The sequence below is a fragment of the Paenibacillus thailandensis genome (assembly GCF_042685365.1).
In the GTDB taxonomy this organism is placed as follows: domain Bacteria; phylum Bacillota; class Bacilli; order Paenibacillales; family Paenibacillaceae; genus Paenibacillus_AP; species Paenibacillus_AP thailandensis.
Genome location: NZ_JBHUMY010000009.1, coordinates 1 through 25,231, shown reverse-complemented (window position 1 = coordinate 25,231; position 25,231 = coordinate 1). Strand labels below are relative to the sequence as shown.

Here is a 25,231-nt window from a genome sequence, read left to right as displayed (position 1 = left end):
CGAAGCCGTTTACGCTTGTCCGGCCGCCGCGCTCCCGGGCCGGGAACGCGGCGGCGCCATTACCCCGAACGAAGGCGTGGTGACGATCGATGACAGATACGGTATTGGAAATGCGGAACATCACGAAAACGTTTCCCGGCGTCAAAGCGCTGCAGAACGTCAACTTGAAAGTGAAAGAAGGCGAAATTCACGCCTTGATGGGCGAGAACGGCGCGGGCAAATCGACGCTCATGAAAGTGCTTAGCGGCGTCTATCCTCATGGCTCGTATGAGGGAGATATTTTGTTCAAAGGGAAAGTGTGCGAGTTCAAAGACATTAAGCAAAGCGAAGAGGTCGGCATCGTCATTATCCATCAGGAGCTAGCCCTCATCCCTCAGCTGTCGATCGCGGAAAATATATTTCTCGGCAACGAGCAGGCGAAGCGCGGCATTATTAACTGGAACGATACGATCGTCCGCACGCGCGATCTGCTGCAAACGGTAGGCCTGCGCGAATCGCCGGAAACGCTTATCTCTTCGATCGGCGTCGGGAAGCAGCAGCTCGTCGAAATCGCCAAAGCGCTCTCCAAAAAAGTAAAGCTCTTAATTCTCGACGAACCGACGGCCGCCTTGAACGAAGAGGACAGCAACAATCTGCTGAATCTGCTGCTGACGTTCAAGCGCGAAGGCATTACGTCGATTCTCATTTCGCACAAGCTGAACGAAATTACGAAGGTGGCCGATTCGATTACGATTATCCGCGACGGTCAAACCATCGAAACGCTGGATACGAGGAAGGACAACATTACGGAGGACCGGATCATTAAAGGGATGGTCGGCCGGGATTTGACGAGCCGTTATCCGGGCCGGGAAGCGAAGATCGGGGAGCCTTTCTTCGAAGTGAAAAACTGGACCGTTTATCATCCGTCGCAGCAGGACCGCAAAGTGATCGACGGCGTGGAGCTGCATGTGCGGCGCGGCGAAATCGTCGGCATCGCGGGACTTATGGGAGCGGGAAGAACGGAGCTTGCGATGAGCATGTTCGGCGGCTCTTACGGCAAGCGGATCAGCGGGACGATGATCAAGGACGGCAAGGAGCTTCGGCTTACCGACGTCCGCAAAGCGATCGACAACGGCATCGCGTATGTGACGGAGGACCGGAAGGAATACGGGCTGGTGCTCATGGACGACATCAAGCGGAATACGACGCTTGCCGCGCTGGGCAAGCTGTCCAAGTGGTTCGTCGTGGACGAGAATCGGGAAGTCGTGGAAGCCGAATGGTTCCGGAAGCAAATGAATATTAAGACGCCGAGCATTTTGCAGAAGACGGGCAATCTGAGCGGCGGCAACCAGCAGAAAGTGGTGCTGAGCAAGTGGATTTTTGCCGAGCCGGATCTTCTTATTCTCGACGAGCCGACGCGGGGGATCGACGTAGGGGCGAAATACGAGATTTATACGATCATTAACCGCCTTGCCTCCGACGGCAAAGGCATTCTGATGATTTCGTCCGAGCTTCCGGAGCTGCTCGGCATGTGCGACCGCATCTATGTTATGAACGAAGGGCGTATAACCGGCGAAGTGCCGAAGGAAGAAGCGACGCAAGAAAAACTGATGAAATATATGACGTTAAGCAGGAGGTAAGCCGCATGAGCATGAATGTGACAACCAAGACGGACGACCGGGTCGGGGAACCGAAGCGGTCCGGCGTTATCGCAACGGCGTTCAAAAGCAATATCCGGCAATACGGCATGTTTATCGCCCTCATCCTCATTATGGCGCTGTTCCAGCTGCTGTCCGGGGGCGTTCTGCTCAAGCCGCTGAATATTACGAATCTCATTTTGCAGAACAGCTATATTCTCATTCTCGCCATCGGCATGCTGCTCGTTATTATAACGGGGCATATCGACTTGTCCGTAGGCTCGATAGCCGCATTCGTAGGCGCCATATCGGCTATTCTAATGGTAGAGAACGGCATGCCGTTTCTGCTCGCCATGCTCATCTCCATTCTGATCGGCGCGGCGGTCGGCGCATGGCAAGGGTTCTGGGTCGCGTACGTGCGAATCCCGTCCTTTATCGTCACTCTTGCGGGGATGCTGCTGTTCCGCGGGTTAACGATGCTCGTGCTGGACGGCCAGTCCATCGCGCCGTTCCCGGATGCGTTCCGCAAGATCAGCACGGGCTTCCTGCCGGACTTCCAATCGGCGGTTAGTCTTCATATGCTGACCGTAGCGGTCGGGCTCGTCCTTTCGCTCGTTTACATGATGATGGAGTGGCGGGGACGGCTGACGCAGCAACGGTACGGCTTCGAGACGGCCCCTGCGTCTATCTTTATCGCAAAGCTGGTCGGCGTAATCATCGTTGTCAATTTGCTGACGTACGTGCTGGCGCTGTATAACGGCATTCCGAATATTCTCGTGCTCCTGTTCGCGCTTATTGCCTTGTACACGTATGTCATGCGCAAAACGGTCATGGGACGCCATATTTACGCCCTCGGCGGCAACGAGAAGGCGGCTCGCCTGTCGGGCGTCAAGACGAAAAAGATGACGTTCTGGGTGTTCGTCAACATGGGCGTGCTGTCGGCTCTTGCGGGCCTCGTGTTCGCCGCCCGTCTGAACGCGGCGACGCCGAAGGCCGGCGTCAACTTCGAGCTCGACGCGATCGCGGCCTGCTTCATCGGCGGAGCGTCCGCGACCGGCGGCGTCGGCACGGTCATCGGCGCGATTATCGGAGGCCTCGTCATGGGCGTCATGAACAACGGCATGTCGCTGATCGGCCTCGGCATCGATTACCAGCAAGGCATTAAAGGGCTGGTGCTGCTTCTGGCGGTTGCCTTCGACTTGTACAACAAAAACAAATCCGCATAAGGCCGCCGTCCGACTGAAGCGCGCGAGGATTATTCCTTGCGCGCTTTCAAGCCGTTGTTATTTTGCCATAATACAAATTACAATCAAACACAGTATGAACTCTTTGGCATGATATGCGGAGCTATGGGGGCGGCGAACGGTATGAAAAAATTGATGCTCGTCTATGTCGTATTGATCGGAGCGTTTCTAGTCTATATGTACGGCGTTTATATCCGCGACCGGGAGGATGCGCTGGCGCAGACCGTCGGCCTTCACGGGCAGACGGACGAGAAATATGTCATGGTGACGTTCGATTCCGGCATCGATTATTGGAAAAGCGTACTGAAAGGCTTCGAAGACGCCGCCGGACTGCTGGGCGTATCCGTCGAGTACCGGGGTGCGCCCAATTACGACGCGCATGAGGAAGCGACCGTGCTCGAGCAGGTGATCGCGCGGAAGCCTGCCGGAATCGCCTTGACCGCGATCGATCCCGAATCGCTTGTCCCGACGATCAATAAGGCGGTCGAAGCGGGCATTCCCGTCGTTTTGTTCGATTCCGGAGCGTCCGCCAGCAAGGCGTATTCGTTTCTCGGGACGGACAGCTACAAAGCGGGAGCGCAGGCGGCGGCCAAGATGGCCGAGCTGATCGGCACGGACGGGGAAGTGGGCATTATCGTTCACTCCAAGCAATTAAATCTCAACGAAAGGATGACCGGCTTCAAGGAAGCGGCGGAAAGCAAATATCCGCTCATGCGCATCGTCAGCATCGCGGACGGCAAAGGGGACGAGCTGATTTCGGAACGGAGAGCGCGCGAAATGATGGAAGCTTATCCGAACTTAAGAGGCATCTTCGTGACGGAAGCGAACGGCGGCGTCGGCGTCGGGCGCGCGGTGAAAGAAAGCGGAAAGGCCGGGCAAGTGAAGGTAATCAGCTTCGATACGGACAAAGATACGCTGGATATGGTCAAGGACGGCACGATAGCGGCAACGATTGCGCAAGGCACTTGGAACATGGGGTATTGGTCGCTCATGCATCTGTTTCATCTTCATCACGATTTGCTTCAGCCGACGGCGGACTGGCGCGAATCCCGGGTAGCGCCGCTGCCCACTTACGTCGATACGGGAATTACGTTCGTCACGCCGACGAACGTGGACAGCTTTTATGCCAAATAGCGGCGGTTTCGGGAAACGGGCAGGCGGCGTTCTGGCGGCTTTTATCCGATGGCTGGAGCTGAACAACTGGCCGATCCGGTACAAATATATTTTGCTGTTCGCCATGATCGGCATCGTGCCCGCCGTTTGCTTGGGGCTTCTCATCGGCTGGGCGGTCGGGGCGACGGTCGATAAGCAGGTGAACGAGCATACGGCGCAGCTGATCGGCAACGTCAACGAGTCGCTCGACAACCATGTCAGCAATGTTCAGAACATTACGTATTTCATCGCGTTTAATCCGGACATCCAGCGTTTTCTGGACGAAGGCTCGGCGGCATTCGAGAGCGAGCAGCGCCTGTACGAGACGAAACGGTTCCTGCAAGGCTTTACGACGCTTTATCCCGAAATCGCGGGCATTCTCGTCGTCAGCGCAAAAGGCGATTACCTCAGCAACGAGATGTACGCCCGAACGGACCGCCCGTTGACGGAGGAGATCTGGTACCGGGAAGCGGTGGACGGCAAAGGGATATTCCGCATGCTGGGCCACCCGGCCGGACGGAATGTCACGTCTCATGCCAATTACAAAGACGACGAAGTCGTGTCGGCGGTTCGAGCCGTATTGGATCCCGATACGCAGCGGCCCGACGGCGTCGTGCTGATCGATTTGAAGCTGCGGGTAATCGCGGAGACGGTCCGGGACGTGCGTCTCGGCAAATCCGGCTTCCTTACCGTCGTCGATGCAAGCGGAGATACGATTTATGCGCCGCGCGGCAACGCCGATGCCGCCGGCTTCAGCCGGGAGCCTCTGCTGGGGGCGGATTCCGGCGTGTTTACCGAAGAGGTTCAAGGGAAGAGGATGCAGCTCATTTTCCAGAAATCTTCTTTTACCGGCTGGACGACGGTCGGCGTCTTCCCGTTGAAAGAGTCGGTCCGGGAAATCCGGCACATTAACGCATATCTTGTTTCTTTTGTCTTCCTGCTCTGCTTGCTCGGCATTGCCGCGTCCTATTATTTGTCCCATTCGATCTCGCGGCCGATCGTGCAGCTTGCTTCCTTCATGCGGAAGGTGGAGGAAGGGAACATGAATATCCGCTACATCAGCAAGCGGCAAGACGAAGTCGGCATGCTCGGGCGAAGCTTCAATACGATGCTGGCGCAGATCAACCGGCTGATCGGCCAGGTCGGCGAAGAGCAGCGGCTGAAGCGGGAAGCGGAGCTTCGCAGCCTGCAGGCGCATATCCAGCCGCATTTTTTGTACAATACGCTCGATACGATTCAGTGGCTCGCCCGCAAGGACGGGGCCGTCGAGGCGGCGGAGGTGGTGGAGTCGCTGTCGCGCTTGTTCCGGATCGGCCTCAGCAAAGGGAAGGAGATCGTCCCGCTGCAAAGCGAAATCGATCATATCGAAAGCTATTTGCGCATCCAGAAAACGAGATACAAAGACAAGCTGAACTACAGTATTGACGTCGAAGCGGAGCTGCCGGAGCTTCAGGTGCTGAAAATCATGCTGCAGCCGATCGTCGAAAACGCGATTTATCACGGGATCAAGGAACGGAGAGGCCCCGGCTTCATCCGCATCCGGGCCGAGCTGGAGCAAGGGCGGAGGGCGCTTCTGCTCATCGTGGAGGACGACGGCAAAGGAATGCCGGCGGACCGGCTGGACGCGCTGCGCCGCATGCTGGACAACGGCGCCTTAAGGCAAGACCGGGAGGAGCCGGCCTTTGCCGCGGATTTGAACGCCCCGTCTCCGGGCAGCACCGGCGGAAGCTACGGGCTGGCGAACGTCCAGGAACGGCTGCGTCTCAGCTTCGGAGAGCATTACGGCATCGCGCTGGAAAGCGAGATAGGGCGCGGAACGAAAGTGACGATAAGGCACCCGATTATTCGTAAGGAGGCATATGCGGAATGAAACGGGTATGGAACGTGCTGATCGCCGACGACGAGCCGATTATCCGGGAAGGAATCCGGACCGCGGTCGATTGGGAATCGCTTAGGCTTGAAGTCGTGGCCGAAGCCGAAGACGGCGAGGAGGCGCTGGAGCTCGCGCTCGGCCGGGCGGCCGATATTATGCTGGTCGATCTCAGCATGCCGATCATGAACGGACTGACGCTGATCGGCCGGATTCGGGAAGCGAAGCCGGAGACCAAAATCGTCATCATTACCGGCCATGACGAGTTTGCGTACGCCCAGGAAGCGATCAAGCTCGGCGTGGACGATTATATTTTGAAGCCGGTTAATCCGGCCCAATTGACGGAAGTGCTCGGCGAGGTCGTCCGCAAGCTGGATGCCGCCGCGGAAAGCGAGCAGCTGATGCGGAACGCTTCCAAGCAGATCGAGCGGAACATCGGATTGCTGCGGGAGCGGTTTTGCATCGATTGGGTGAAGGGGGATGTCAGCGCCGGCGAAATTCGGGAGCAGCTAGCCTTTCTGAAGCTGCCGCAGGAAGCTCCTTCCGCCGTGGCCGTCATCCGCTGGCCGGAGAAAGCGCAGGGCAAGTCCGTGCTGTCGGAGCGGGACCGCCAATTGCTGCTGTTCGCCGTCGAAAATATCGCGCACGAGCTGCTGGCGGAGGCCGAGCATGTTCTGTTCCGCGACGGTTCCGGGCTGATCGTGGCGCTGGTGTGGGGAAAAGCCGACCAGACGCTGCTTGGAGCGGTAGAGCAAGCGGCGCGCGATTATTTGCGCATCCATATCTTAACGAGCGTGCGGCCGTGTCTCCCGGACCCGGAGAGCGTCGCCGCCGTTTACGCCGAGGCGAAAGCGGACGTGAACCAGGAATCGCGGCTGTCGCCGTATGTCCGCCAAGCGAAGCGGATTATCGAGGAGCGTTACTCCGACCCCGGCTTGTCGCTGGAAGGAATCGCGCAGGAGCTGTGCGTGTCGGCCGTGTATTTAAGCCGTATTCTGAAGCAGGAAACGTCCTTTTCGTTTGTGGCCTTATTGACGCACACCCGCCTGACGGAAGCCATCCGCCTGCTTAGCTCGACCGACCTGTCGATGCACGAAATCGCGGAGCGGGTCGGATACGAGTCGCAGCATTATTTCAGCACGGCTTTCCGGAAAGCGGTAGGCATGCCGCCGAACCGGTACCGGAAGCAGACTGTCGGCGGTTAACCGAAAACCATACGCTAGACCTATAAGGACGGCCGTCCGGGACAAATCCGGACGGCCGTTTTTTTATGTTCAAATGCCAAAGCTGCCATGATCGTGGGGACAGCTGGAAGATCGTTATGGCCGCCTCAATCATGAGCAGGATTTGAAGCGGCGGGCCGCTATGGCCCGGAGCGATAGATCGGGGCTCAAAACGGGGATAATCCCGCTAACGCAGCGGTTGCCGCGTTAACGCGATATGAGGCGAAGACGTAGGATGGAATTAGGTGAAAGGTTAAGCCCGGCTTAACGCGCCGGTGCTTAACCTTTTTTTGCGTCGGGATAAACGCAGCCTCAATCTCGGGTAAAGGCGGTTCTTTCTCTCGTGCGTGTTCATTTGCGCTCGCTTGTGACCGAATGTGAAAGAAAATGATTAGAAAGCGCTTTACAAATCAAAAACAATCACATATAATCATGAATATCCACAAGTGGTCAAAATAATTAACGGTTGTATGATAATCCTTGCTCATTTGAGCATGTGGTGACGAAAGCGGAACAGAAGCGGCAAGGAGGAATTCCCATGCTATACGAAGAGGAACGAAAGCAAGCGATCGCCGATTATGTGGGCCGACAGGGCCGGGCTTCCGTGCAGGAGCTGGCAAGCCGGTTTCAAGTTTCGGAATCGACGGTGCGCCGGGACCTGAGGGAGCTCGAAGCGCAGAAGCAGCTCCGGCGAACGCACGGCGGCGCCATCGCTCCGCTTCCGGGCAGCGATGCGGAGCCGACCTTCCTCGAGAAGGAAGACCGGTTTCAGCAGCAGAAGGCCGACATAGCGAGAAGAGCTCTGGCGATGATCGGCGAAGGAGATACCGTCTTTCTCGATGCGGGAACGACCACGTATCAGCTCGCCAAGCTGCTCAAAGGGTTTGCACGGCTAACGGTCGTTACGAATTCGCTTAAGGTCGTGCAGGAGCTCGCCGAAGAGAAGCAGATCGATCTGCTGACGACCGGCGGCACGCTCCGTCCGGAGACGATGGCGATGGTCGGGCCGTTCGCGGAACGGTCGATCGAGTCGGTGCGGGTCGATAAGCTGTTCCTGGCGACCAACGGCTTCGACGCCCAGTCGGGGCTGACGACGCCGAATTTGATCGAAGCCGCGACGAAGCGCCGCATGATCGGCTCGGCGCACCGCGTCATTTTGCTGGCGGACCATAGCAAATACGGCAACGTAACGTTCGCCCGTTTCGGCGAGCTTTCGGATATTTCAACGCTGATCACCGATTCCCGCATCTCCCGGGCGGCCGTGGAGGAGATCGAAAAAGTAGGAGTCGAGGTCATTTTGGCGGACAGCGGGGGGGATACGGCATGAGTGCGAAAGGTCCGGTCATTACGGTGACGTTAAACCCGGCCCTCGACAAAACGGTTACGCTCGACTCGTTCGAATACGGCGGCTTGAACCGCATCCGGGAGATGAGAACCGATCCGGGCGGCAAAGGCATCAACGTGGCGAAAGTGCTCCGGCAATTTGCGGTAAGCACCCGCGCTTTGGGGCTTGCGGCAGGCTATCAGGGCCAGGTGATCCGCGACCGGCTGCAGAGGCTCGACATCCCGTCCCGGTTCAAGCAGGCCGAAGGCGAAACCCGCGTCAACTTGAAAATTGTCGATGAGTCGACGAAGCGGACGACGGAGCTGAACGAGCCGGGCTTTCAGGTCGATGCCGGTATTCTGGACGATTTTCTGACGGCATTCAGGGAGGAGGCGGCGAACGCTTCCTTCGTGGTCCTGGCCGGCAGTCTTCCCCCGGGCGCCCCGCCGCAGTTCTACCGGACGTTGATCGAGGCGGCGAGACAATCGGGCGTTCGTACGATACTGGATGCGGACGGCAAAGCTTTGGCATACGGCATCGAGGCAGCGCCGTACGCCATCAAGCCTAATATTCACGAATTGGAAGCGCTTCTCGGCACCGGCCTGAACAGCAGGGAGAGCATTGTGCGCGGCGCCCGGTCCCTTACGGACCGCGGCATCGAATACGTGCTTGTTTCGATGGGGGCGGAAGGATCGCTGCTGGTAACGAAAGAAGACGTTGTCGCGGCGCGGCCGTTTCCGATTACGCCGGTCAGCACGGTGGGAGCCGGCGATTCGATGGTCGCGGCGATGGTCTACGGTTTTCTTCAAGGCCAAGCGGCGGAAGAGATTGCAAGATGGACTTCCGCGGCGGGCACCGTAACCGCATCGAAGCCGGGAACCGAGGTATGTACGCTGGAAGAGGTTCGGCAATCCTTGCATTTGGTTCATCTCGCCCGCGAACAATCCGGGCAAGCATATCAAGGAGGGTGATCGATATGAAAAAATTGCTCGCCGTTACCGCGTGTCCGACGGGTGTCGCCCACACCTACATGGCTGCGGAGTCGCTGGCGAAAGCGGCCAAGGAAAAAGACGTCCCGCTTAAAGTGGAAACCCGCGGCGCCGTCGGCGTCGAAAACGAATTGACCGAACAGGAAATCGCCGAAGCGCACGCGATTATCGTCGCGGCGGATACGGACGTGATGGAATCCCGGTTCGCCGGCAAGCCCGTCGTCCGGGTGCCGGTGGCGCAAGCGATCAAAAACCCGGCCGGCCTGCTCGAGGAAGCGCTGAGTAAACAGCCGGCCCAAGCCGCAGATTATGGCAAGCAGGTCGAACAGCTGAAAGAAAAACGCAGCGCGGCGCGCTCCGGCCCATACAAGCATCTGATGACGGGCGTCTCCCATATGCTTCCGCTTGTCGTGGCCGGCGGTCTGCTCATCGCCCTGTCGTTCGTGTTCGGCATCGAAGCGTTCAAGGAAGAGGGAACGCTGGCGGCCGCTCTTATGCAGATCGGCAGCAATTCGGCGTTTGCTCTTATGGTGCCGATCTTGTCCGGATTTATCGCGTTTTCGATAGCGGAGAAGCCCGGGCTTGCCCCCGGCCTGATCGGCGGGATGCTCGCATCGAGCACCGGCGCCGGCTTCCTCGGCGGTATTCTTTCCGGATTCCTGGCCGGCTATACGGCTCTGGCGTTAAAGAAATATATCAAGCTGCCGAGAAATCTCGAAGGTTTAAAGCCGATTCTGCTCATTCCGCTGCTCGCGTCGGGGATTACGGGCTTGCTCATGATCTATGTCATCGGCGAACCTGTAAGCAGCATCATGCAAGCTTTGACGAACTGGCTGACGGGTCTCGGCACGACGAATGCGGTTCTGCTCGGTTTGCTTCTCGGCGGCATGATGGCGGTCGACATGGGCGGTCCGCTCAACAAGGCGGCGTACACGTTTGCCGTCGGCTTGCTGGGAAGCGACGTGTATGCGCCGATGGCAGCCGTTATGGCTGCCGGGATGACGCCGCCGCTCGGCTTGTGGCTTGCGACGCTGATTGCCCGGAACAAGTTTACCAAAGAGGAGAAGGACGCCGGCAAAGCCGCATCCGTTCTCGGCATCGCCTTCATAACGGAAGGCGCCATACCGTTCGCGGCGGGCGATCCGTTCCGCGTCATCCCTTCGATCGTAGCCGGTTCGGCGGTTACCGGAGCGTTGTCGATGGCGTTCGGCGCCACGCTTCGCGCTCCGCACGGAGGCATCTTCGTGCTCCCGATTCCGAATGCCGTCGGACACCTGGGGCTTTACGCGCTGGCCATTGCGATCGGCACGGCGGTTACCGCCATCCTGCTTAGCATTTTGAAGAAGCCGGTTGAACGGCAGTCCTAAATTTGAATCGGGAGGAACTTATGATGAATATTCAAGACCTGCTTCACGAGAAATCCATTCTCATTCCGCTCGCGGGAACCGATAAAAAGGCAATCATCTCCGACATGATCGACGGGCTTGTCGCTTCCGGGTCCGTCTCGGATAAACAGCAATATATGGAAGCCGTTCTGGCGCGAGAATCGACCGGTTCGACCGGAATCGGCTTCGGCGTGGCCATTCCGCACGGCAAATCCGCCGGCGTAGACCGGCCGGGGCTGGCTTTCGCCAAGCTGGCTTCTCCGGTGGAATGGCAGTCGCTGGACGGAGAGCCGGTTAAGGCCGTCTTTATGATCGCCGTGCCGGAGGCTGCGGCGGGGAACGAGCATTTGCAAATTTTGATCGCGCTCTCCCGGAAGCTGATCGACTCCGGCTTCCGCGAGAAGCTGATGGCCGTCGAAGGGCCGGAGCAGCTCGAAAGCTTGCTTGCAACGATTTAAACCGGAGGAGGAACCGACGATTATGCATACGCGACAAGCGACGATTGTGAACGAAGCGGGGTTTCATATCCGTCCCGCCCAGCTTTTTACCGAGAAGGCGGTCCAATTTCAATCGACGATACTGGTGAAGCCGGAAGGCACGACGACGGAAGCGAACGCCAAAAGCATTCTTAACCTGATGACCCTCGGGCTGGCGAAAGGCTCCGTCATTACGATCCAGGCGGAGGGGCCGGACGAAAAGGAAGCGGTCGATCAGCTCGCCGAGCTCGTACAAAGCGGCTTCGGCGAAGCATGACGCCGGATTTCCGCGGGAGAAAGGAGTGGCTTCTATGACGGCACATCCATCCGAGCGGCGCATAAGGGGGCTGGGCGTATCCGAAGGGATCCGCATCGGCAAAGCCTTCGTTTATCAGCCGCTCAAGCTTGAACAGATTCGGGAGACCCGCACCGATAACCCCGAATCGGAGCTGCGGCGGCTGGAACGGGCCAAAGCCGGCTGCGAAGCCGAGCTTGCCGAATTGGTCGAGCGCGCGAAACAAACGGTCGGCGAAGAGAAGGCGGCGATTTTGAAAGGGCAGATCAGCTTTTTGAACGATCCCGCTTTTTATCCGCCGATGCAGCAGCTCATCCGCGAGGAAGGCCTGTCGGCCGAAACCGCCGTGCTTCGGACGGTGAACCAGGTGGCGTCCTTGTTCGAAAGCATGGCGAGCGACTACATGAAGGAAAGAGCGGCGGACGTCCGCGATGCCGGGACACGCCTCATGGCGCATCTGGTTGGCCGTCAAGGCGCTTCTCTCGCCGACATCCGGGAGAAGGTCATTGTCGTGGCCGACGACTTGTCGCCGTCCGATACGGTTCAATTGGACAAAAGCTATGTGCTTGGCTTCGTTACGCGTGTCGGCGGGACCACGTCGCATACCGCCATCTTGGCTAACTCGCTCGGGATCGCCGCCGTTCTCGGCGCAGGTTCGGGCATCGATTCGATCCGGCATGGGGCCGACCTGATCATTGACGGTACGACCGGCGAATGCATCGTCGATCCCGGGGAGGCGACCCGGCTTGAATACGAAGCTAAGATGAAAGCGGAGCGGGCGGAGCAGGAGCGGCTTGCCGAGTTCGGCAGCCGCCCGGCGGCGACAAAGGACGGCTTTGCGATCGAAATCGCCGCCAATATCGGCACTCCGCAAGAAGCGGAGGGACTTCCCGGCAAAGGCGCGGAAGCGGTAGGCTTGTACCGGACGGAATTTCTGTTTATGGGCGAATCGAAGCTGCCTTCCGAGGACGTTCAATACGAAGCGTACCGGAAAGCGATCGAGGCAATGGAAGGGCGGCCGGTCGTCATTCGGACGCTGGACATCGGCGGCGACAAGGAGCTGCCGTATCTGGATTTGCCGGCGGAGCTCAATCCTTTTCTCGGTTACCGCGCCATTCGGCTCTGCCTTGACCGGAAGGAGCTGTTCTTGACGCAGCTTCGCGCGATTATCCGGGCAAGCGCGCACGGTCCGGTCAAAGTGATGTTCCCGATGATTTCCGGGCTGGAGGAGTGGCGCGCCGCCAAGGCTCTGTTCGAGGAAGCGAAAGGCGGGCTTGCGGCGGAAGGGGTGCAGATCGGCGAGGACATCGAAGTCGGCATCATGATCGAGATTCCGGCGGCGGCGCTGCTTGCGGACCGTTTCGCCAAGGAAGTCGATTTCTTCAGCATCGGAACAAACGATCTTGTGCAATATACGGTTGCGGTCGACCGCATGAACGAAAAGGTGTCGTACTTGTACGATTATTTCCATCCTTCCGTTATCCGGCTTATCAAGCTGGTGATCGACGCATCGAACCGTCACGGCAAATGGACCGGCATGTGCGGCAGCATGGCCGGAGATCCGCTGGCCGCCCCGCTGCTGATCGGTCTTGGCTTGCAGGAATGGAGCATGTCGCCGCCAAAGATCGCCCGAGTTAAGGAGACGGTCTCGTCGCTTGACCGGGAAGATTGCCTGCGGCTGACCGAACGGCTGCTCGATCTGGAGACGCCGGGCGAAGTTCGCGCCGAGCTGGAAGCTTATCTGAATCGGGCGTAGCCGCCAGCCGAGCTAATTGAAAGTCATGTACCAGTCGCCGGAAACGATCCGGCGACTGGTTATTTTTTTCTTCATTGTTTGATCCTACCTGCGTACATAGGTCTCCGAAACCGCCGGCTTACGTCCTTCCGGCGGACATGTCGAACATTCGTCGATGTTTGTCGAGAAATTATATAGACCTTCATGAGATAATAGAATTCGACAGGAACATGGAATGGAGTGATTCGAACATGTATATGGAAGGCAGCTATAACTACTATATTGTTGCTCTTTCTATGGTTATTGCAATATTGGCGTCATATTCGGCGTTAAGCATAACGGCCAAGATTTCATATTCCAGCGGAAAGGTTCGTTATTTTTGGCTTGCGGCCGGCGCCCTGGTGATGGGCAACGGGGTATGGTCCATGCATTTTGTCGGCATGCTTGCGTTTCACCTGCATTCGACCGTAAAATACGATATTTGGCTTACGCTTCTTTCGATGGCCGCCAGCGTCATCGCCTCCTTCATCGCCTTTTATATTACGATGCCGAAACAAATTAACCGGTATCATATTGCGGTCGGCGGGTTTATTATGGGCACCGGCATCGTGGCTATGCACTATACCGGGATGGAGGCCATGGTCATGCCTCTCGAATTGGTTTATGACAGATCGTTATGGGCTTTATCGGCGATCATCGCGTTAATGGCTTCTTACGCCGCCCTTTTTTTGTTTATACGTTTCCGCAATCAAGCTTCGACAAGCGGGTTGAAGTGGCTGTCCGCCGTCGTCATGGGCTTTGCGATATGCGGCATGCATTACACGGGAATGAAAGCGGCGAAATTTTACGGGCATGCCGACATGGCGACGGCAGGCCATTCCGTGGATCTTTTTCTTCTATACGGGGTTACGGTAACGATCTTTATTATGCTTTTCATCTCGTGGGGAGCCATGTTTTTTGACCGGTACGTGCTGGAGAAAATGGCCTACCAGGATACGATTACGGGATTGCCCAACCGCAATGAGATGAATCGTTTCTTCAATACTTACGCCGAAAACGAAAGCGTCGGGGTCCTGTTTCTGGATTTGGACCAGTTTAAGGCCATCAATGACACGCTCGGACATAATGTCGGCGATCTGCTCGTACAGGAAGTCGGCAAACGGCTGGGCCGATTTGTCCGAAGCGATCAGCAAGCGTTTCGCATTGGCGGCGACGAATTTCTTTTTATTGTAAAAAGATGCGATCAGGAACGAGCCGTGCAGCTTGCCAAAGATATTTTGCAAACGTTGAAAGAGGTGTTTCGCATCGACGGAAACGATTTGCATATTACCGGGAGCATCGGGATCAGTATCGGCACGATTCTAAAATCGGATTCATCGATTCTTCTCAAAACGGCGGATACCGCCATGTACAAAGCGAAGAAGCTCGGCAAAAACCAATTTTGCGTGTATACGGACGAGATGGGCGTTCAAGAGGTACGGAAGATGGAATTGGAGAAGGATCTTCAGCTGGCGCTGGAGCAGCGGCAATTTTTTATCGAGTATCAGCCCAAGTGGAACGTAAAGACGAACCAGCTATACGGCTTTGAAGCGCTGCTTCGTTGGCAGCATCCCCGGCTGGGGCTGGTCGCTCCGGGCGAATTTATTCCGATTGCGGAAGAGACGGGCCTTATTATCCCCATGACGAGATGGACTTTGGAAGAAGCCTGCCGTCAATGCAGCGTATGGCATTCGCAAGGGATTCACCAGCCGGTATCGGTCAATTTGTCCGTCAGGCTGTTTCAAACGAACTGCTTGGTTGAACTGGTCACTCATGTGCTTCAAAAATGGAAGCTGGATCCCCAAATGCTCGAACTGGAAATTACGGAGTCGATGGTGTTATACGATTTAAACGATATTATCAGCCAGCTGGAGGATATTCGCAAACTGGGAGTGCGGGTGTCGATGGACGACTTCGGTACGGGGTATTCTTCCATCGGATTGCTTGACCGGATTCCGATCGACGCCCTGAAATTGGACCGGCTGTTTACGAACGATTTGGAAACGCCGAGCAAGCGGGCGATTATTCATGCGATCGTTCTGATGGCCGAACAGTTAAATTTGGATGTCATTGCCGAAGGCGTTGAAAACGAGGAGCACATCGATTTTTTGACGGAGCTCGGCTGCTACGTGATGCAAGGGTTTTTCTACGGAAAGCCGATGAAAAGCGAAGAAGTGATGAAGTGGGCGGACCGCGCGGCCGATGCTTAGCCTCTCCGGAGGCTTATCCGGCATTAAACCGCCCCCTCCCTTGTCACCGGCCAAGCCGCCCGGTCATATGCTGAGCATGACAAGATCCGGAGGAGAGGATGGATATGCGATACACGGTCCAGTATATCCCTCTGAGCAAAATCAAGGCGGGCGGTTCCGCTCAACCGACCAGGCGCATCAAGGAGCTGCGCATTGCCGCGCAAGATTTCATGCATTTGCTTATCGTCCGCAAAAGCAGGAAGCACGGAGGTTATGTCGTCGTCGGCGGCCAAAACCACTATGAATACTTCAAGCAGCATACGAAGAAAAAAACGGTGCCATGTCTAGTGGACGAGAGCAAGGCCGCGGCAAGCTTCGGTTTCTTCGCGAACCGTTTCCGGCTTCGGGGAAACTCGTCGCAACCGGATATTCCTCACTTAAACCGCGATCGGACCCCGGCCAAAAGCTTGTCGATTATCCGCGCTTTCCTCAATCAGCAGCCGCGCTTTAAGCAGCTTTCCCGCAGACAGCAGTTTAAAGTTATACGCCTCGGCTTGCAGTACAAAAAAACGACCGTAAAATCCATGAACGAAATGGTGGACGGATTTCTTCGCAAATAAACGGCGTTATCGTTAAAGGGGAAGGATAAATCTATCAAAATAGTAATTGTGAACGCTTACGGGGGCGGGTTATAATAGGGCGAAATCAGCTGCGCTTGCGCGGAGCCTGCTAAATTATAGAAACAAGGTGCGGGAAGCCTATGCCTAAAGTAACCCTATTTTCGAAAATCGTCGGTCTTCTGCTTATGATGCTGCTGCCGATTATCGGGCTTTATTATTATTCCAACAACATCAGCACGCAGGTGCTGGACAAAGAGCTGAACCGGTCGAATACGAACCAGCTCAGCTTTTTTCAGGATCAGGTCGATTCGACGATCGACACGATGGGGCTTTGGTCGAACCTGCTCGTTCAGGATCCCGACATTTCGGAGCTGCGGGATTATTTCGAACCGGTAACCCAACTCGATCTGAAGACGATTTCGCTCATTAAAAGAATTCAGACGAAGCTAAGCATCCAGCAGAGCTCGTCCGACTTTCGAAGCAGTCTGGCGATTTATTCGCCGCAGCTGAGCCGCGTCATTACGAGCAACGATGCAAGGCCTTACGATCTCGATGAGCTGGAAGGAAGGATGAAGCCGGGCTGGCAGGTCGAGCCGCTCGGGGAGTCCGGAAGCTACCGTTTCTCGCTCATGACTTCGCTGCCGTACAACGCATACGACAAGGGCCTTATTATCGAAGTCGGCTTCGACAGCAGCAATATTGCGGAAATGCTGGACGGCTTCAAGCGGGACGGACGCCGCGATCCGTTTTATTATCATCCGGAGCTGGGGTCGATCTACAACGGAACGTCGGACCGGGAGCTTGCGCTCGAGCTGGCTTCCATTTTGCGCGACAACGGTTTGCCGCAAGACGCGGACAGCCGCCTTGTCGAGCTCGGGGGCAAGAAGTACATGGTCAACATCGCGTTATCCCAGTCGACGGGCTGGTATTTGATCGATTACATGCCGCTGTCCGACGTATTGGGCCCCGTGTACCAGACCAACCGTTTGTTTTATGTGATCGTCGGGCTTCTGCTGCTCATGTGCTGCCTGCTGGCGTATATGCTGTACGGCCAGGTGCAGGTGCCGATCAAGCAGCTTGTCGTCAGCTTCCAGAAGCTGAAGAACGGCGATTACTCCGTCCGCCTGACGCCGAAAAACGCGCGGAAAAGCGAGTTCCATTTCCTGTTTACGCGCTTCAACCTAATGGTCGAGCAAATCCAGGAGCTGTTCGAAAAAGTTTATTTGGAGCAAATCCACGTGCGGGAAGCAAAGCTAAAGCAGCTTCAGTCGCAAATCAACCCGCATTTTTTCTACAACTGCTTTTCCTTTATATCGAGCATGGCCAAGCTGAAAAATTATCAGTCGGTCGTGGCGATGAGCCAGGCTTTGTCGAATTACTACCGGTATACGACCCGCCAGGAGAAGGAATTCGTCCCGCTTGCGGAGGAGCTCGGTTTCGTCGGCAATTATTTGAATATCCAGCAGATGCGGATGAACCGGCTGTCTTATGTCATCGAAATTCCGGAGCCGATGAAGTCGCTCCCGATTCCGCCGCTCATCGTGCAGCCGCTCGTCGAAAACGCGGTGCTGCACGGTATCGAGCCTTATCCGGAAGCGGGGCGAATTCGCATTACCGGTACCTATAACGGCACGGAGGCGGTGCTTGCGGTCGAGGAGGACGGCATCGGCTTAACGTCGGAAAAAATGCTTGCGCTTCAATACCGCCTGTCGCGGCCGAAGGAGGACGAGCTCGGCTACGGGCTGTGGAACGTGCAGCAGCGCATGCAGCTCCGTTTCGGAGAAAGCTCCGGCATCGAGCTGGCGAATTCGCCGCTAGGGGGCTTGAAGATTCAGATCAAATGGCTGCCTGCCGCGGCGGACAAACGAAACTGGCCGTCCATTGCGGCGGACGAACGGGCAAGAGAAGGGGAGACCGCGTGATTAACGTATTGCTTGTAGACGACGAAGCTTATGTAACGGAAAGCCTGGCGGTTACGATTCCTTGGGAGGAGCTCGGCGTATCGGGCGTTCACCGCGCCGATTCCGGCGCCGGGGCGCTTCGGGTGCTGGAAGAACACGATATCGACATTATGGTTACCGATATCCGTATGCCGGGGATGACCGGACTTGAGCTGATCGAGCAGACGACCGGGAGATGGCCTCATATCCGCTGCATGCTGCTGACGGGATATTCGGATTTCGAATATGCGAGAAAAGCGATTCAGCTTCAGGCGGCGGATTACATATTGAAGCCGGTCGATGACGATGAATTCACCAAAAGCCTGGCCCGATCGATCGAGTCGCTCAGGCTGGAATGGGAACAGGCGGAGCGGCATCACCGGCTGCAGTACAACCTGAAATCGGAGATCGGCGTCCTGCGGGACAACCTGCTGGAGGATCTGCTGCTCGGACGGCAGCTGTCGCATCGTGCGCTCGGGGAGAAGCTGTTGAATTACGAAATTCCGCTGTCGCTCGATACGCCGGCCGTCATGGTGCTGATTCAATACGGCAATCCTTACGATCAGTCCGACCGGAGCAGCATGGCGCTTATGGAGTACGCCGTGCTGAACATCGCGGAAGAAGTTTTCGCTCCGGCCATGCAAGTATGGCACGGCAAAGCGCCGCACGACTGTCTGATCGTCGTGGCCGAGCTGAAGGAAGACGTGCGGAAGGAGCTTGAGCATTCCGCGCATTACGACCGGGATCTGCGGCGGCTGCTGGAGGAGGCGGCCGAACAGTTCCGCGAGCAGGCCGGCAAATATTTAAAGGCCAAGCTGTCCTTGTTCGTGTCGGGCTGGTTCGCGTTTCCGGAGGAGATCGGCTCCGCTTACCGGCGCTGCGTCAGCGCTTTGTACGCCGGAGCGGGCGCGGGCGACGGCTCGATCGTTTTCCTGGAGGACCGGCGAACGGGCGCGGAGAGGCAGCCGAACATGACGGAAGCGATGTACAAGCCGCCGACGCTCATTCATCTGCTGGAGTCCAAGCAGTGGGAGGCGGCCGAAGGGAAAATCGAAGACTTGTTCCGCTCTTTGCGGCAGACGCCGCATACGAGGGAGCATCTGTACGAGGTGTTCCTGTACGTCACCAACGCGTTTATGTACAGCGCGCACAAGCAAGGCCAATTCATCTACGAAATCGATCATTCGGGCATCGATATGCTGCTGAATCCTTCCGCCATCCAATCCATCGACAAGCTCGCGGATTGGTCGTTAAGCATGCTGAACCGGCTGCGAGCCGAGCTGTCGGCCAGCGACACGTATTCGCGAAGCCATCTGGTCGGCCGGGTCCAGGAGCTGGTTGCGGCGAACCACGGTCAGGATATGTCGGTCAAGACGATCGCGGACAAAGTTTTTTTGCATCCGGTATATTTGTCCAAGGTATACAAGGCGGAAACCGGCGAAAGCTTGAGCGATTACATCATCCGGATGCGGATGGAGCATGCCCATTACCTGCTGAAGTTTACGGGCAAAAAAATTTACGAAATTACCGCGGAGCTCGGTTATCAGAATCCGCAATATTTCAGCAAAATATTCCGGAAGCATTACGGCATGACGCCGCAGGAATTCCGGGATCAATGACCGAACAGGTTGTAAAAGGTGCAGAAATATTCGCTTATTGTCATAGGACTGCTCCCCTATCCATCCTATAATGAATCTGCAAGTCCTATATAAGCCGGATGAAGGGGGAAGCATCACCATGTTTAGCGCTTTCAAGAAACAGACGCTGCTGGCGCTTAGTCTCATTCTTGTCGTAACGGTGCTCGCTGCTTGCAGCGGCAACAATAACAAATCCGCAGGCGAAACGAACGGCGGGAGCGAGGCAAGCGCCGCGCCGGAACAAAACGTGCTTAAAGACAAATACGATCCGCCCGTTACGATTACGACGGCTTGGGGCGTAGACCCGGCAGTCACATTCAAAAACGGCGAAACGATCGAAAACAACGTAGCGACCAGATGGGCGCTGGAGCAGTTCGGCATTAAGATCGAATCGTTATGGTCGGTCACCGACACGAATAACGCCTTCGCGACCAAGCTGCGCCTCGCGATGTCCTCCGGCCAGAAAATGCCGGACGTGCTTGTCGTCGGCAACAACGACAAGCAGCTGATAACCGATTTGCTTGACTCGGGTTATTTCCGCGAAGTAGGCACGCTGTTCGACCAATACGCCAACGAGACGTGGAAGAAGGCGATGGAGCTCGATCCGACGGTGTGGAATCCGGTTACCCACGACGGCGAAAAAATGGCCATCCCGGTGCTGGATTACGCCTACAATAACGATTATATTTTGTGGATCCGCCAAGACTGGCTCGACAAGCTGAACATGAAGGCCCCGACGACGATCGAAGAGCTGGAGCAAGTGATGGACGCCTTCAAAAACAACAATCCGGACGGCCTGTCGCCGGATAAAGTCATTCCGCTCAGCATCGGCTTCAAATCCTCGATGAACACATGGATGGGCGATCCTTCCTGGGTGTTCGGCGCATACGGCACGATTCCGCAGCAGTGGAACGTGGCCGCCGACGGCACTTTGGAATACGGCTCGGTTAATCCGGGCATGAAGCAAGGGCTGGCGAAGCTGAACGAATGGTACACCAAAGGCTACATTCCGAAGGAAGCGGCGCTTTGGGACGAGAACAAAACGGCCGAGCCGGCGGTTGCGGGCACGGCGGGCATTATCCCGGGCCCGTACTGGATGAGCGGCTGGCCGCTTCAAGATACGGTCAAGAACGTTCCGTCCGCGGTCTGGAAGCCGATCGCGCTGCCGACGGGTCCGGACGGCAAAGCGGGACGCCACGGAACGCCTTTCGGCAACGGTTATATTTTGATCAACAAAGACATGGAGCATCCGGAAGCGTTGTTTACGTACCAGAACTATATGTTCGACAACATCGCGAATCCACAGCCGGGCAGCCAATATGATATCGGCATATTCAAAGGCTACGACTACGACCTGGACGCGAACGGCAACCCTGTATACCTCGACGATATTCCGGGCGGCGACGTCAACGTCATGCGTTACTTCCTCGTCCGCGACGCGGCCCGCATTCCGGATGCGCAAATGAAGGTGCTGATGGATCTGGCGGACGGCAAGACGCCGGAGACCCGCATGGAGAAGGACCTTGTCAACAACTGGGGCAAGGAGACGCCGGCGGCCGCGAAAGTGGTTATGGCGCAAGCGGATATCGCCTACATGAACATGTTTACGGGCCCGACGACCGAAACGATGAAGACGAAGATGGATTACTTGAACAAAATCGAGCTTCAAACGTTTAACGAAATCATTTACGGCCAAAAATCGCCTGACGAGTTCGACAGCTTTGCCGCTACGTGGAAAAAATCCGGCGGCGATCAAATCACCAAGGAAGTCAACGAATGGTACGCTTCGGTCAAACAATAACGCCAAGAGGTCCGCGCTTAGCGCGGGCCTTTTTTATGTTTAGAGCTAAGACGCTAGGCGTTGTCCGCAGGACTAGCAAGGAGACGGAAAGTGAAGCTTTGTCCTCCATGGAGAGCGGGGCTTGTCCTTTAAGGAAAAGTAAAGCTTTGTCCTTTAGGACAATGCGAGGGTTTGCGGAACGTAACAATAGCACGGAGAGAGTGGCAGTTTGCTCCCTAAGGCACAACGTCGCTTAAGCAGCGGGAAAGGGAGCTTTGTCCGTCAGGACAACGCGGGGCTCGCTCGATGGATTGTCGAAGACGGCCGCGCGGCAGGCACGCTAATTGGGGTGTCCAGAGGGCGCATGCCCTTGGAGCCCCTCCTTTGGAGGGGTGGGGGAGGTTTAAAAGTAGTTGCAATAGTGCCATCAATGTTGGTTTAGTCATGTTTCGAGCCCGAACGGCCCGTTGCTATAATTGGGATATTCATGATAAAGCATGCAGGAGGAGTAACGCTATGAGTCATCTCAAACGGTATTGGCCCTTTCATTTAATGGTGCTGCCGTCTCTTGTTTTTTTGCTGCTGTTCAGCTACCTGCCGATGGCCGGCATCGTGATGGCGTTTCAGGATTATAAGCCTGCCCTCGGTTTTTTGGATTCGGAATGGGTCGGGTGGGACAACTTCCGGTTGTTGTTCGAGCGTGAAGACAGCCTGCAGGTTATATGGAATACGCTAATCATTGCCGTCCTTAAAATCATCTTCAATTTGGCGGCGCCATTTACGTTTGCGATATTTTTGAATGAAGTCCGAAAGCAGCTGTTCAAACGTTTCGTGCAAACGCTCGTTTATTTGCCGCATTTTCTTTCATGGGTTATATTGGGCGGCATTTTGATCGATATATTGTCGGCGGACGGAGGCCTTGTGAACCGCGGGCTGGCGCTTCTCGGCTTGGGGCCGGTCTTTTTCTTGGGCGACGGCGACTGGTTCAGGGTTACCGTTGTCGTGACGGATATTTGGAAGGAATTCGGCTATGGCACAATCGTTTTCCTTGCGGCTCTCGCCAATGTCAACCCAGCGTTATATGAAGCGGCGGAGGTGGACGGAGCAAGCCGCTGGAAGCAGACGCTGCACATTACGATTCCGTCGATGGTTCCGATGGCGATCGTCGTAGGCACGCTGGCGCTCGGCAACATTTTAAATGCCGGCTTTGACCAAATTTTTAACCTGTACAATCCGCTTGTGTACGACAAAGGCGATATTATCGATACTTTCGTTTATCGGACGGGCATTTTGAGCGGGGATATGGGATTGGGAACGGCGGTCGGCCTGTTCAAGTCGGTCATCAGCATGATTTTAATCGTAATTTCGTACCGGTTAGCCTACAAATGGGCGAACTATCGGATTTTCTAATCAAAGGAGTGGCGGCAGATGTACCATAAAACGATACCCTACCGGATTTTTTCCATCTTCAATCATGCGGGGCTGCTAGTCATATCGCTGCTCTGCGTTCTTCCGCTGCTCCATGTGCTTGCGGTTTCGTTCAGCGCCAAATCGGCGGCTGACGCCAATCTGGTAGCGTTTTGGCCGATTGATTTTACGACGGAGGCTTACAAAAAAACGATCGACAATCCGGCTTTTCTCAAATCGATCGCCGTTTCGGTCATGCGTACCGTTATCGGCACGGCGATTACTTTATTCCTTGCCTTTTTGGCGGCTTATCCGCTTTCCAGAGAAAATACGCAGTTTAAAGGCCGAAACGTGTATTCCTGGATTTTCGTGTTCGCGATGGTATTCAACGGGGGACTTGTTCCTTTCTATATTGTCATTCAGAAGCTTGGACTGATGGGGTCCTTCTGGGCGCTTGTTCTCCCGGGGGCGGTCAACATTTATTTGACCATTCTCATGATGAACTTCTTCCGCGGCATTCCAAAGGAATTGGAGGAGGCGGCGCTGATTGACGGGGCGGGGCATTTCCGTACGTTGTTTTCGATCTTCTTGCCGGTATCGAAGCCGGCGATCGCGACGCTTAGCTTGTTCAGCATCGTTTTCCATTGGAATTCGTGGTTCGACGGGTTGCTTTATACGACCTCGCCGGACCAATATCCGCTTGCGTCCTTTCTGCAGACGGTTATCATCCAACGGGATATGAGCACGATCAGCCTCGATCCGAAGACGATGGAGCTCATCTCGCAAAAGACGGTCAACGCGGCGCAAATCTTTATCGGCGCCTTGCCCGTACTGCTCATTTACCCTTTCTTGCAAAAATATTTCGTGAAAGGTCTGGTTGTCGGCTCCGTTAAGGAATAACGTGTGACGAAGTGGCTTGCGGCGCTCCGGACGCTACTGAACGAAGCGGCTTTCAGTTTGGAAAGGCTGCTAATCCAAGGAGGACTACACGGTGAAACAATCATTTATTGCCGGCATGGACGTATCGTTTCTCGATGAGATCGAACAGGCCGGAGGAGCTTTTTACGAAGCGGGGGTCCGGAAGGACTGCCTTGAGATTATGAAAGATAACGGCGTCAATTCGATTCGGCTCCGGTTATGGAACGAGCCGCCGGGCGGGATGTGCAATCTGGAGCGTACGCTGGTCATGGCAAAACGGATCAAGGAGAAAGGGCTTCATTTTTTGCTGGATTTCCATTATTCCGACGTATGGGCCGATCCCGCCCATCAGACCAAGCCCAAAGCGTGGGAAGGTTTAACTTTCGACCGTTTAAGCCAAGCGGTGTACAATTTTACGAAGGAATCGCTGGAGAAGCTGAAGGCCCAAGGAACGCTGCCGGACATGGTGCAGGTGGGCAACGAAATTACGCCGGGCATGCTGTGGGACGACGGCAAAGTGGACGGACAGCTCGATACGGACGCGCAATGGGAGCGTTTTGCGGCGTTGGTGAAGCAAGGCATTGCCGCCGTGCGGCATGTGGATCCTTCGATCAACGTCATGATTCACATCGACCGGGGCGGGGACAACGCGTCCAGCCGAAAGTTCTATGACCGGTTCGAGCGGCACGGCGTCGAATTCGATACGATCGGACTTTCCTTTTATCCATGGTGGCACGGGACGCTGGACGATCTGAGGAACAATTTGCACGACCTTGCCGAAAGATACGGCAAAGAAATCATTGTGGTCGAGACGGCTTACCCATGGACGCTGGATACGTCGGAAGGACGGTTTATCGTTGAGCAGGAGGAGCAGCTCCATGTCGGTTATCCCGCCACGCCGTCCGGACAGACGCAATATTTGGCGGACTTCGTGAAGATCATACAGGAAACGCCCGGAGGTCTTGGCGCGGGATTTTATTATTGGGAGCCCTGCTGGATTCCGGCCAAGAAAGAATGGTCCGTCGGGCACGAGAACAATTGGGCCAATCTGACGATGTTCGATTTCAAAGGCAACAAGCTGGAATCGTTGGAGCTGTTCCGCAGTTCCTAACGGGCGTATTGCTTCTTGGAGACAAGCATATAAGGAAGAGACAAACCGGCGCGGCCTAGTCCGTACCGGTTTATTATAAGTAAGACTAATTTTTTTATAAAAAAGTATTGCATTATGTCGGAGAGCTGTGTTATATTCTAATTCCGGTCGCGAGAAACGCGACGGACAAGCTTAAATAATCAATAACGGCAAACGAAAGTTGGTCGAAATTGGTTGAAAAAAAAAGCTTGCACGAGCGAAACGGATGTGATAAGATAACATTCGTTGTCGCGAGAAAAACG

At 55.8% G+C, this 25,231-nt stretch carries 19 protein-coding genes; all 19 read left to right on the top strand.

What is annotated here, in order from left to right; genetic code table 11:
* Positions 1–89 precede the first annotated feature (89 nt).
* The 19 genes from mmsA to ACFSW5_RS09915 all read left to right on the top strand — a co-directional run bounded on the left by mmsA (position 90) and on the right by ACFSW5_RS09915 (position 24,950).
* On the top strand, positions 90–1,619 hold the full coding sequence (mmsA, locus tag ACFSW5_RS10005; protein ID WP_379272171.1) for a multiple monosaccharide ABC transporter ATP-binding protein: 1,530 nt from the start codon (positions 90–92) through the stop codon (positions 1,617–1,619).
* Between the two features lie 107 nt (positions 1,620–1,726).
* Complete coding sequence (mmsB, locus tag ACFSW5_RS10000; RefSeq protein WP_379272298.1) at positions 1,727–2,842, top strand: multiple monosaccharide ABC transporter permease; 1,116 nt, start codon at positions 1,727–1,729, stop codon at positions 2,840–2,842.
* 141 nt (positions 2,843–2,983) lie between these two features.
* On the top strand, positions 2,984–3,994 hold the full coding sequence (locus tag ACFSW5_RS09995; RefSeq protein WP_379272169.1) for a substrate-binding domain-containing protein: 1,011 nt from the start codon (positions 2,984–2,986) through the stop codon (positions 3,992–3,994).
* Complete coding sequence (locus tag ACFSW5_RS09990; RefSeq protein WP_379272167.1) at positions 3,984–5,882, top strand: cache domain-containing sensor histidine kinase; 1,899 nt, start codon at positions 3,984–3,986, stop codon at positions 5,880–5,882. The genes ACFSW5_RS09995 and ACFSW5_RS09990 overlap by 11 nt, the downstream gene beginning before the upstream one ends.
* Positions 5,879–7,087 carry a response regulator gene (locus tag ACFSW5_RS09985; protein ID WP_379272164.1) on the top strand — a complete coding sequence of 403 codons (1,209 nt, stop codon included), beginning with the start codon at positions 5,879–5,881 and terminating at the stop codon, positions 7,085–7,087. The genes ACFSW5_RS09990 and ACFSW5_RS09985 overlap by 4 nt, the downstream gene beginning before the upstream one ends.
* Positions 7,088–7,643: 556 nt before the next feature.
* Complete coding sequence (locus ACFSW5_RS09980; protein ID WP_379272162.1) at positions 7,644–8,432, top strand: DeoR/GlpR family DNA-binding transcription regulator; 789 nt, start codon at positions 7,644–7,646, stop codon at positions 8,430–8,432.
* Complete coding sequence (gene pfkB / locus ACFSW5_RS09975; RefSeq protein WP_379272160.1) at positions 8,429–9,400, top strand: 1-phosphofructokinase; 972 nt, start codon at positions 8,429–8,431, stop codon at positions 9,398–9,400. The genes ACFSW5_RS09980 and pfkB overlap by 4 nt, the downstream gene beginning before the upstream one ends.
* A gap of 5 nt (positions 9,401–9,405) precedes the next feature.
* On the top strand, positions 9,406–10,785 hold the full coding sequence (locus tag ACFSW5_RS09970) for a PTS fructose transporter subunit IIC (protein WP_379272156.1): 1,380 nt from the start codon (positions 9,406–9,408) through the stop codon (positions 10,783–10,785).
* A 23-nt stretch (positions 10,786–10,808) separates the two neighbouring features.
* Positions 10,809–11,261: a PTS sugar transporter subunit IIA gene (locus tag ACFSW5_RS09965; RefSeq protein WP_379272153.1), complete on the top strand. Its 453-nt coding sequence runs from the start codon at positions 10,809–10,811 to the stop codon at positions 11,259–11,261.
* Between the two features lie 22 nt (positions 11,262–11,283).
* Entirely contained in the window at positions 11,284–11,556 is a 273-nt protein-coding gene (locus tag ACFSW5_RS09960; RefSeq protein WP_379272151.1) for an HPr family phosphocarrier protein, read from the top strand.
* A 34-nt stretch (positions 11,557–11,590) separates the two neighbouring features.
* A complete protein-coding gene (gene ptsP / locus ACFSW5_RS09955; RefSeq protein WP_379272148.1) occupies positions 11,591–13,330 on the top strand; it encodes a phosphoenolpyruvate--protein phosphotransferase in 1,740 nt (579 codons plus the stop codon).
* Between the two features lie 236 nt (positions 13,331–13,566).
* Positions 13,567–15,558 (top strand): bifunctional diguanylate cyclase/phosphodiesterase, encoded by a 1,992-nt coding sequence (locus ACFSW5_RS09950; RefSeq protein WP_379272296.1) that lies wholly within the window; start codon positions 13,567–13,569, stop codon positions 15,556–15,558.
* A gap of 104 nt (positions 15,559–15,662) precedes the next feature.
* Complete coding sequence (locus ACFSW5_RS09945; RefSeq protein ID WP_379272146.1) at positions 15,663–16,157, top strand: hypothetical protein; 495 nt, start codon at positions 15,663–15,665, stop codon at positions 16,155–16,157.
* 140 nt (positions 16,158–16,297) lie between these two features.
* Positions 16,298–18,079, top strand: coding sequence for a sensor histidine kinase (locus tag ACFSW5_RS09940; RefSeq protein ID WP_379272144.1), 1,782 nt, complete (start codon positions 16,298–16,300; stop codon positions 18,077–18,079).
* On the top strand, positions 18,076–19,716 hold the full coding sequence (locus ACFSW5_RS09935) for a response regulator transcription factor (RefSeq protein ID WP_379272142.1): 1,641 nt from the start codon (positions 18,076–18,078) through the stop codon (positions 19,714–19,716). The genes ACFSW5_RS09940 and ACFSW5_RS09935 overlap by 4 nt, the downstream gene beginning before the upstream one ends.
* 112 nt (positions 19,717–19,828) lie before the next feature.
* Positions 19,829–21,535, top strand: a complete 1,707-nt coding sequence (locus ACFSW5_RS09930) for a sugar ABC transporter (protein WP_379272294.1) — start codon at positions 19,829–19,831, stop codon at positions 21,533–21,535.
* Positions 21,536–22,030: 495 nt separating this feature from the next.
* A complete protein-coding gene (locus tag ACFSW5_RS09925; RefSeq protein ID WP_379272139.1) occupies positions 22,031–22,924 on the top strand; it encodes an ABC transporter permease in 894 nt (297 codons plus the stop codon).
* A gap of 18 nt (positions 22,925–22,942) precedes the next feature.
* Positions 22,943–23,821, top strand: a complete 879-nt coding sequence (locus tag ACFSW5_RS09920; RefSeq protein WP_379272137.1) for a carbohydrate ABC transporter permease — start codon at positions 22,943–22,945, stop codon at positions 23,819–23,821.
* Positions 23,822–23,912: 91 nt separating this feature from the next.
* Complete coding sequence (locus tag ACFSW5_RS09915) at positions 23,913–24,950, top strand: glycoside hydrolase family 53 protein (RefSeq protein ID WP_379272134.1); 1,038 nt, start codon at positions 23,913–23,915, stop codon at positions 24,948–24,950.
* Positions 24,951–25,231 lie beyond the last annotated feature (281 nt).

Coding starts and splice junctions, on each gene's coding strand:
- mmsA (WP_379272171.1), top strand. CDS start 90: ATGACAGATACGGTATTGGAAATGCGGAACATCACGAAAACGTTTCCC.
- mmsB (WP_379272298.1), top strand. CDS start 1,727: ATGTTTATCGCCCTCATCCTCATTATGGCGCTGTTCCAGCTGCTGTCC.
- ACFSW5_RS09995 (WP_379272169.1), top strand. CDS start 2,984: ATGAAAAAATTGATGCTCGTCTATGTCGTATTGATCGGAGCGTTTCTA.
- ACFSW5_RS09990 (WP_379272167.1), top strand. CDS start 3,984: ATGCCAAATAGCGGCGGTTTCGGGAAACGGGCAGGCGGCGTTCTGGCG.
- ACFSW5_RS09985 (WP_379272164.1), top strand. CDS start 5,879: ATGAAACGGGTATGGAACGTGCTGATCGCCGACGACGAGCCGATTATC.
- ACFSW5_RS09980 (WP_379272162.1), top strand. CDS start 7,644: ATGCTATACGAAGAGGAACGAAAGCAAGCGATCGCCGATTATGTGGGC.
- pfkB (WP_379272160.1), top strand. CDS start 8,429: ATGAGTGCGAAAGGTCCGGTCATTACGGTGACGTTAAACCCGGCCCTC.
- ACFSW5_RS09970 (WP_379272156.1), top strand. CDS start 9,406: ATGAAAAAATTGCTCGCCGTTACCGCGTGTCCGACGGGTGTCGCCCAC.
- ACFSW5_RS09965 (WP_379272153.1), top strand. CDS start 10,809: ATGAATATTCAAGACCTGCTTCACGAGAAATCCATTCTCATTCCGCTC.
- ACFSW5_RS09960 (WP_379272151.1), top strand. CDS start 11,284: ATGCATACGCGACAAGCGACGATTGTGAACGAAGCGGGGTTTCATATC.
- ptsP (WP_379272148.1), top strand. CDS start 11,591: ATGACGGCACATCCATCCGAGCGGCGCATAAGGGGGCTGGGCGTATCC.
- ACFSW5_RS09950 (WP_379272296.1), top strand. CDS start 13,567: ATGGAAGGCAGCTATAACTACTATATTGTTGCTCTTTCTATGGTTATT.
- ACFSW5_RS09945 (WP_379272146.1), top strand. CDS start 15,663: ATGCGATACACGGTCCAGTATATCCCTCTGAGCAAAATCAAGGCGGGC.
- ACFSW5_RS09940 (WP_379272144.1), top strand. CDS start 16,298: ATGCCTAAAGTAACCCTATTTTCGAAAATCGTCGGTCTTCTGCTTATG.
- ACFSW5_RS09925 (WP_379272139.1), top strand. CDS start 22,031: ATGAGTCATCTCAAACGGTATTGGCCCTTTCATTTAATGGTGCTGCCG.
- ACFSW5_RS09920 (WP_379272137.1), top strand. CDS start 22,943: ATGTACCATAAAACGATACCCTACCGGATTTTTTCCATCTTCAATCAT.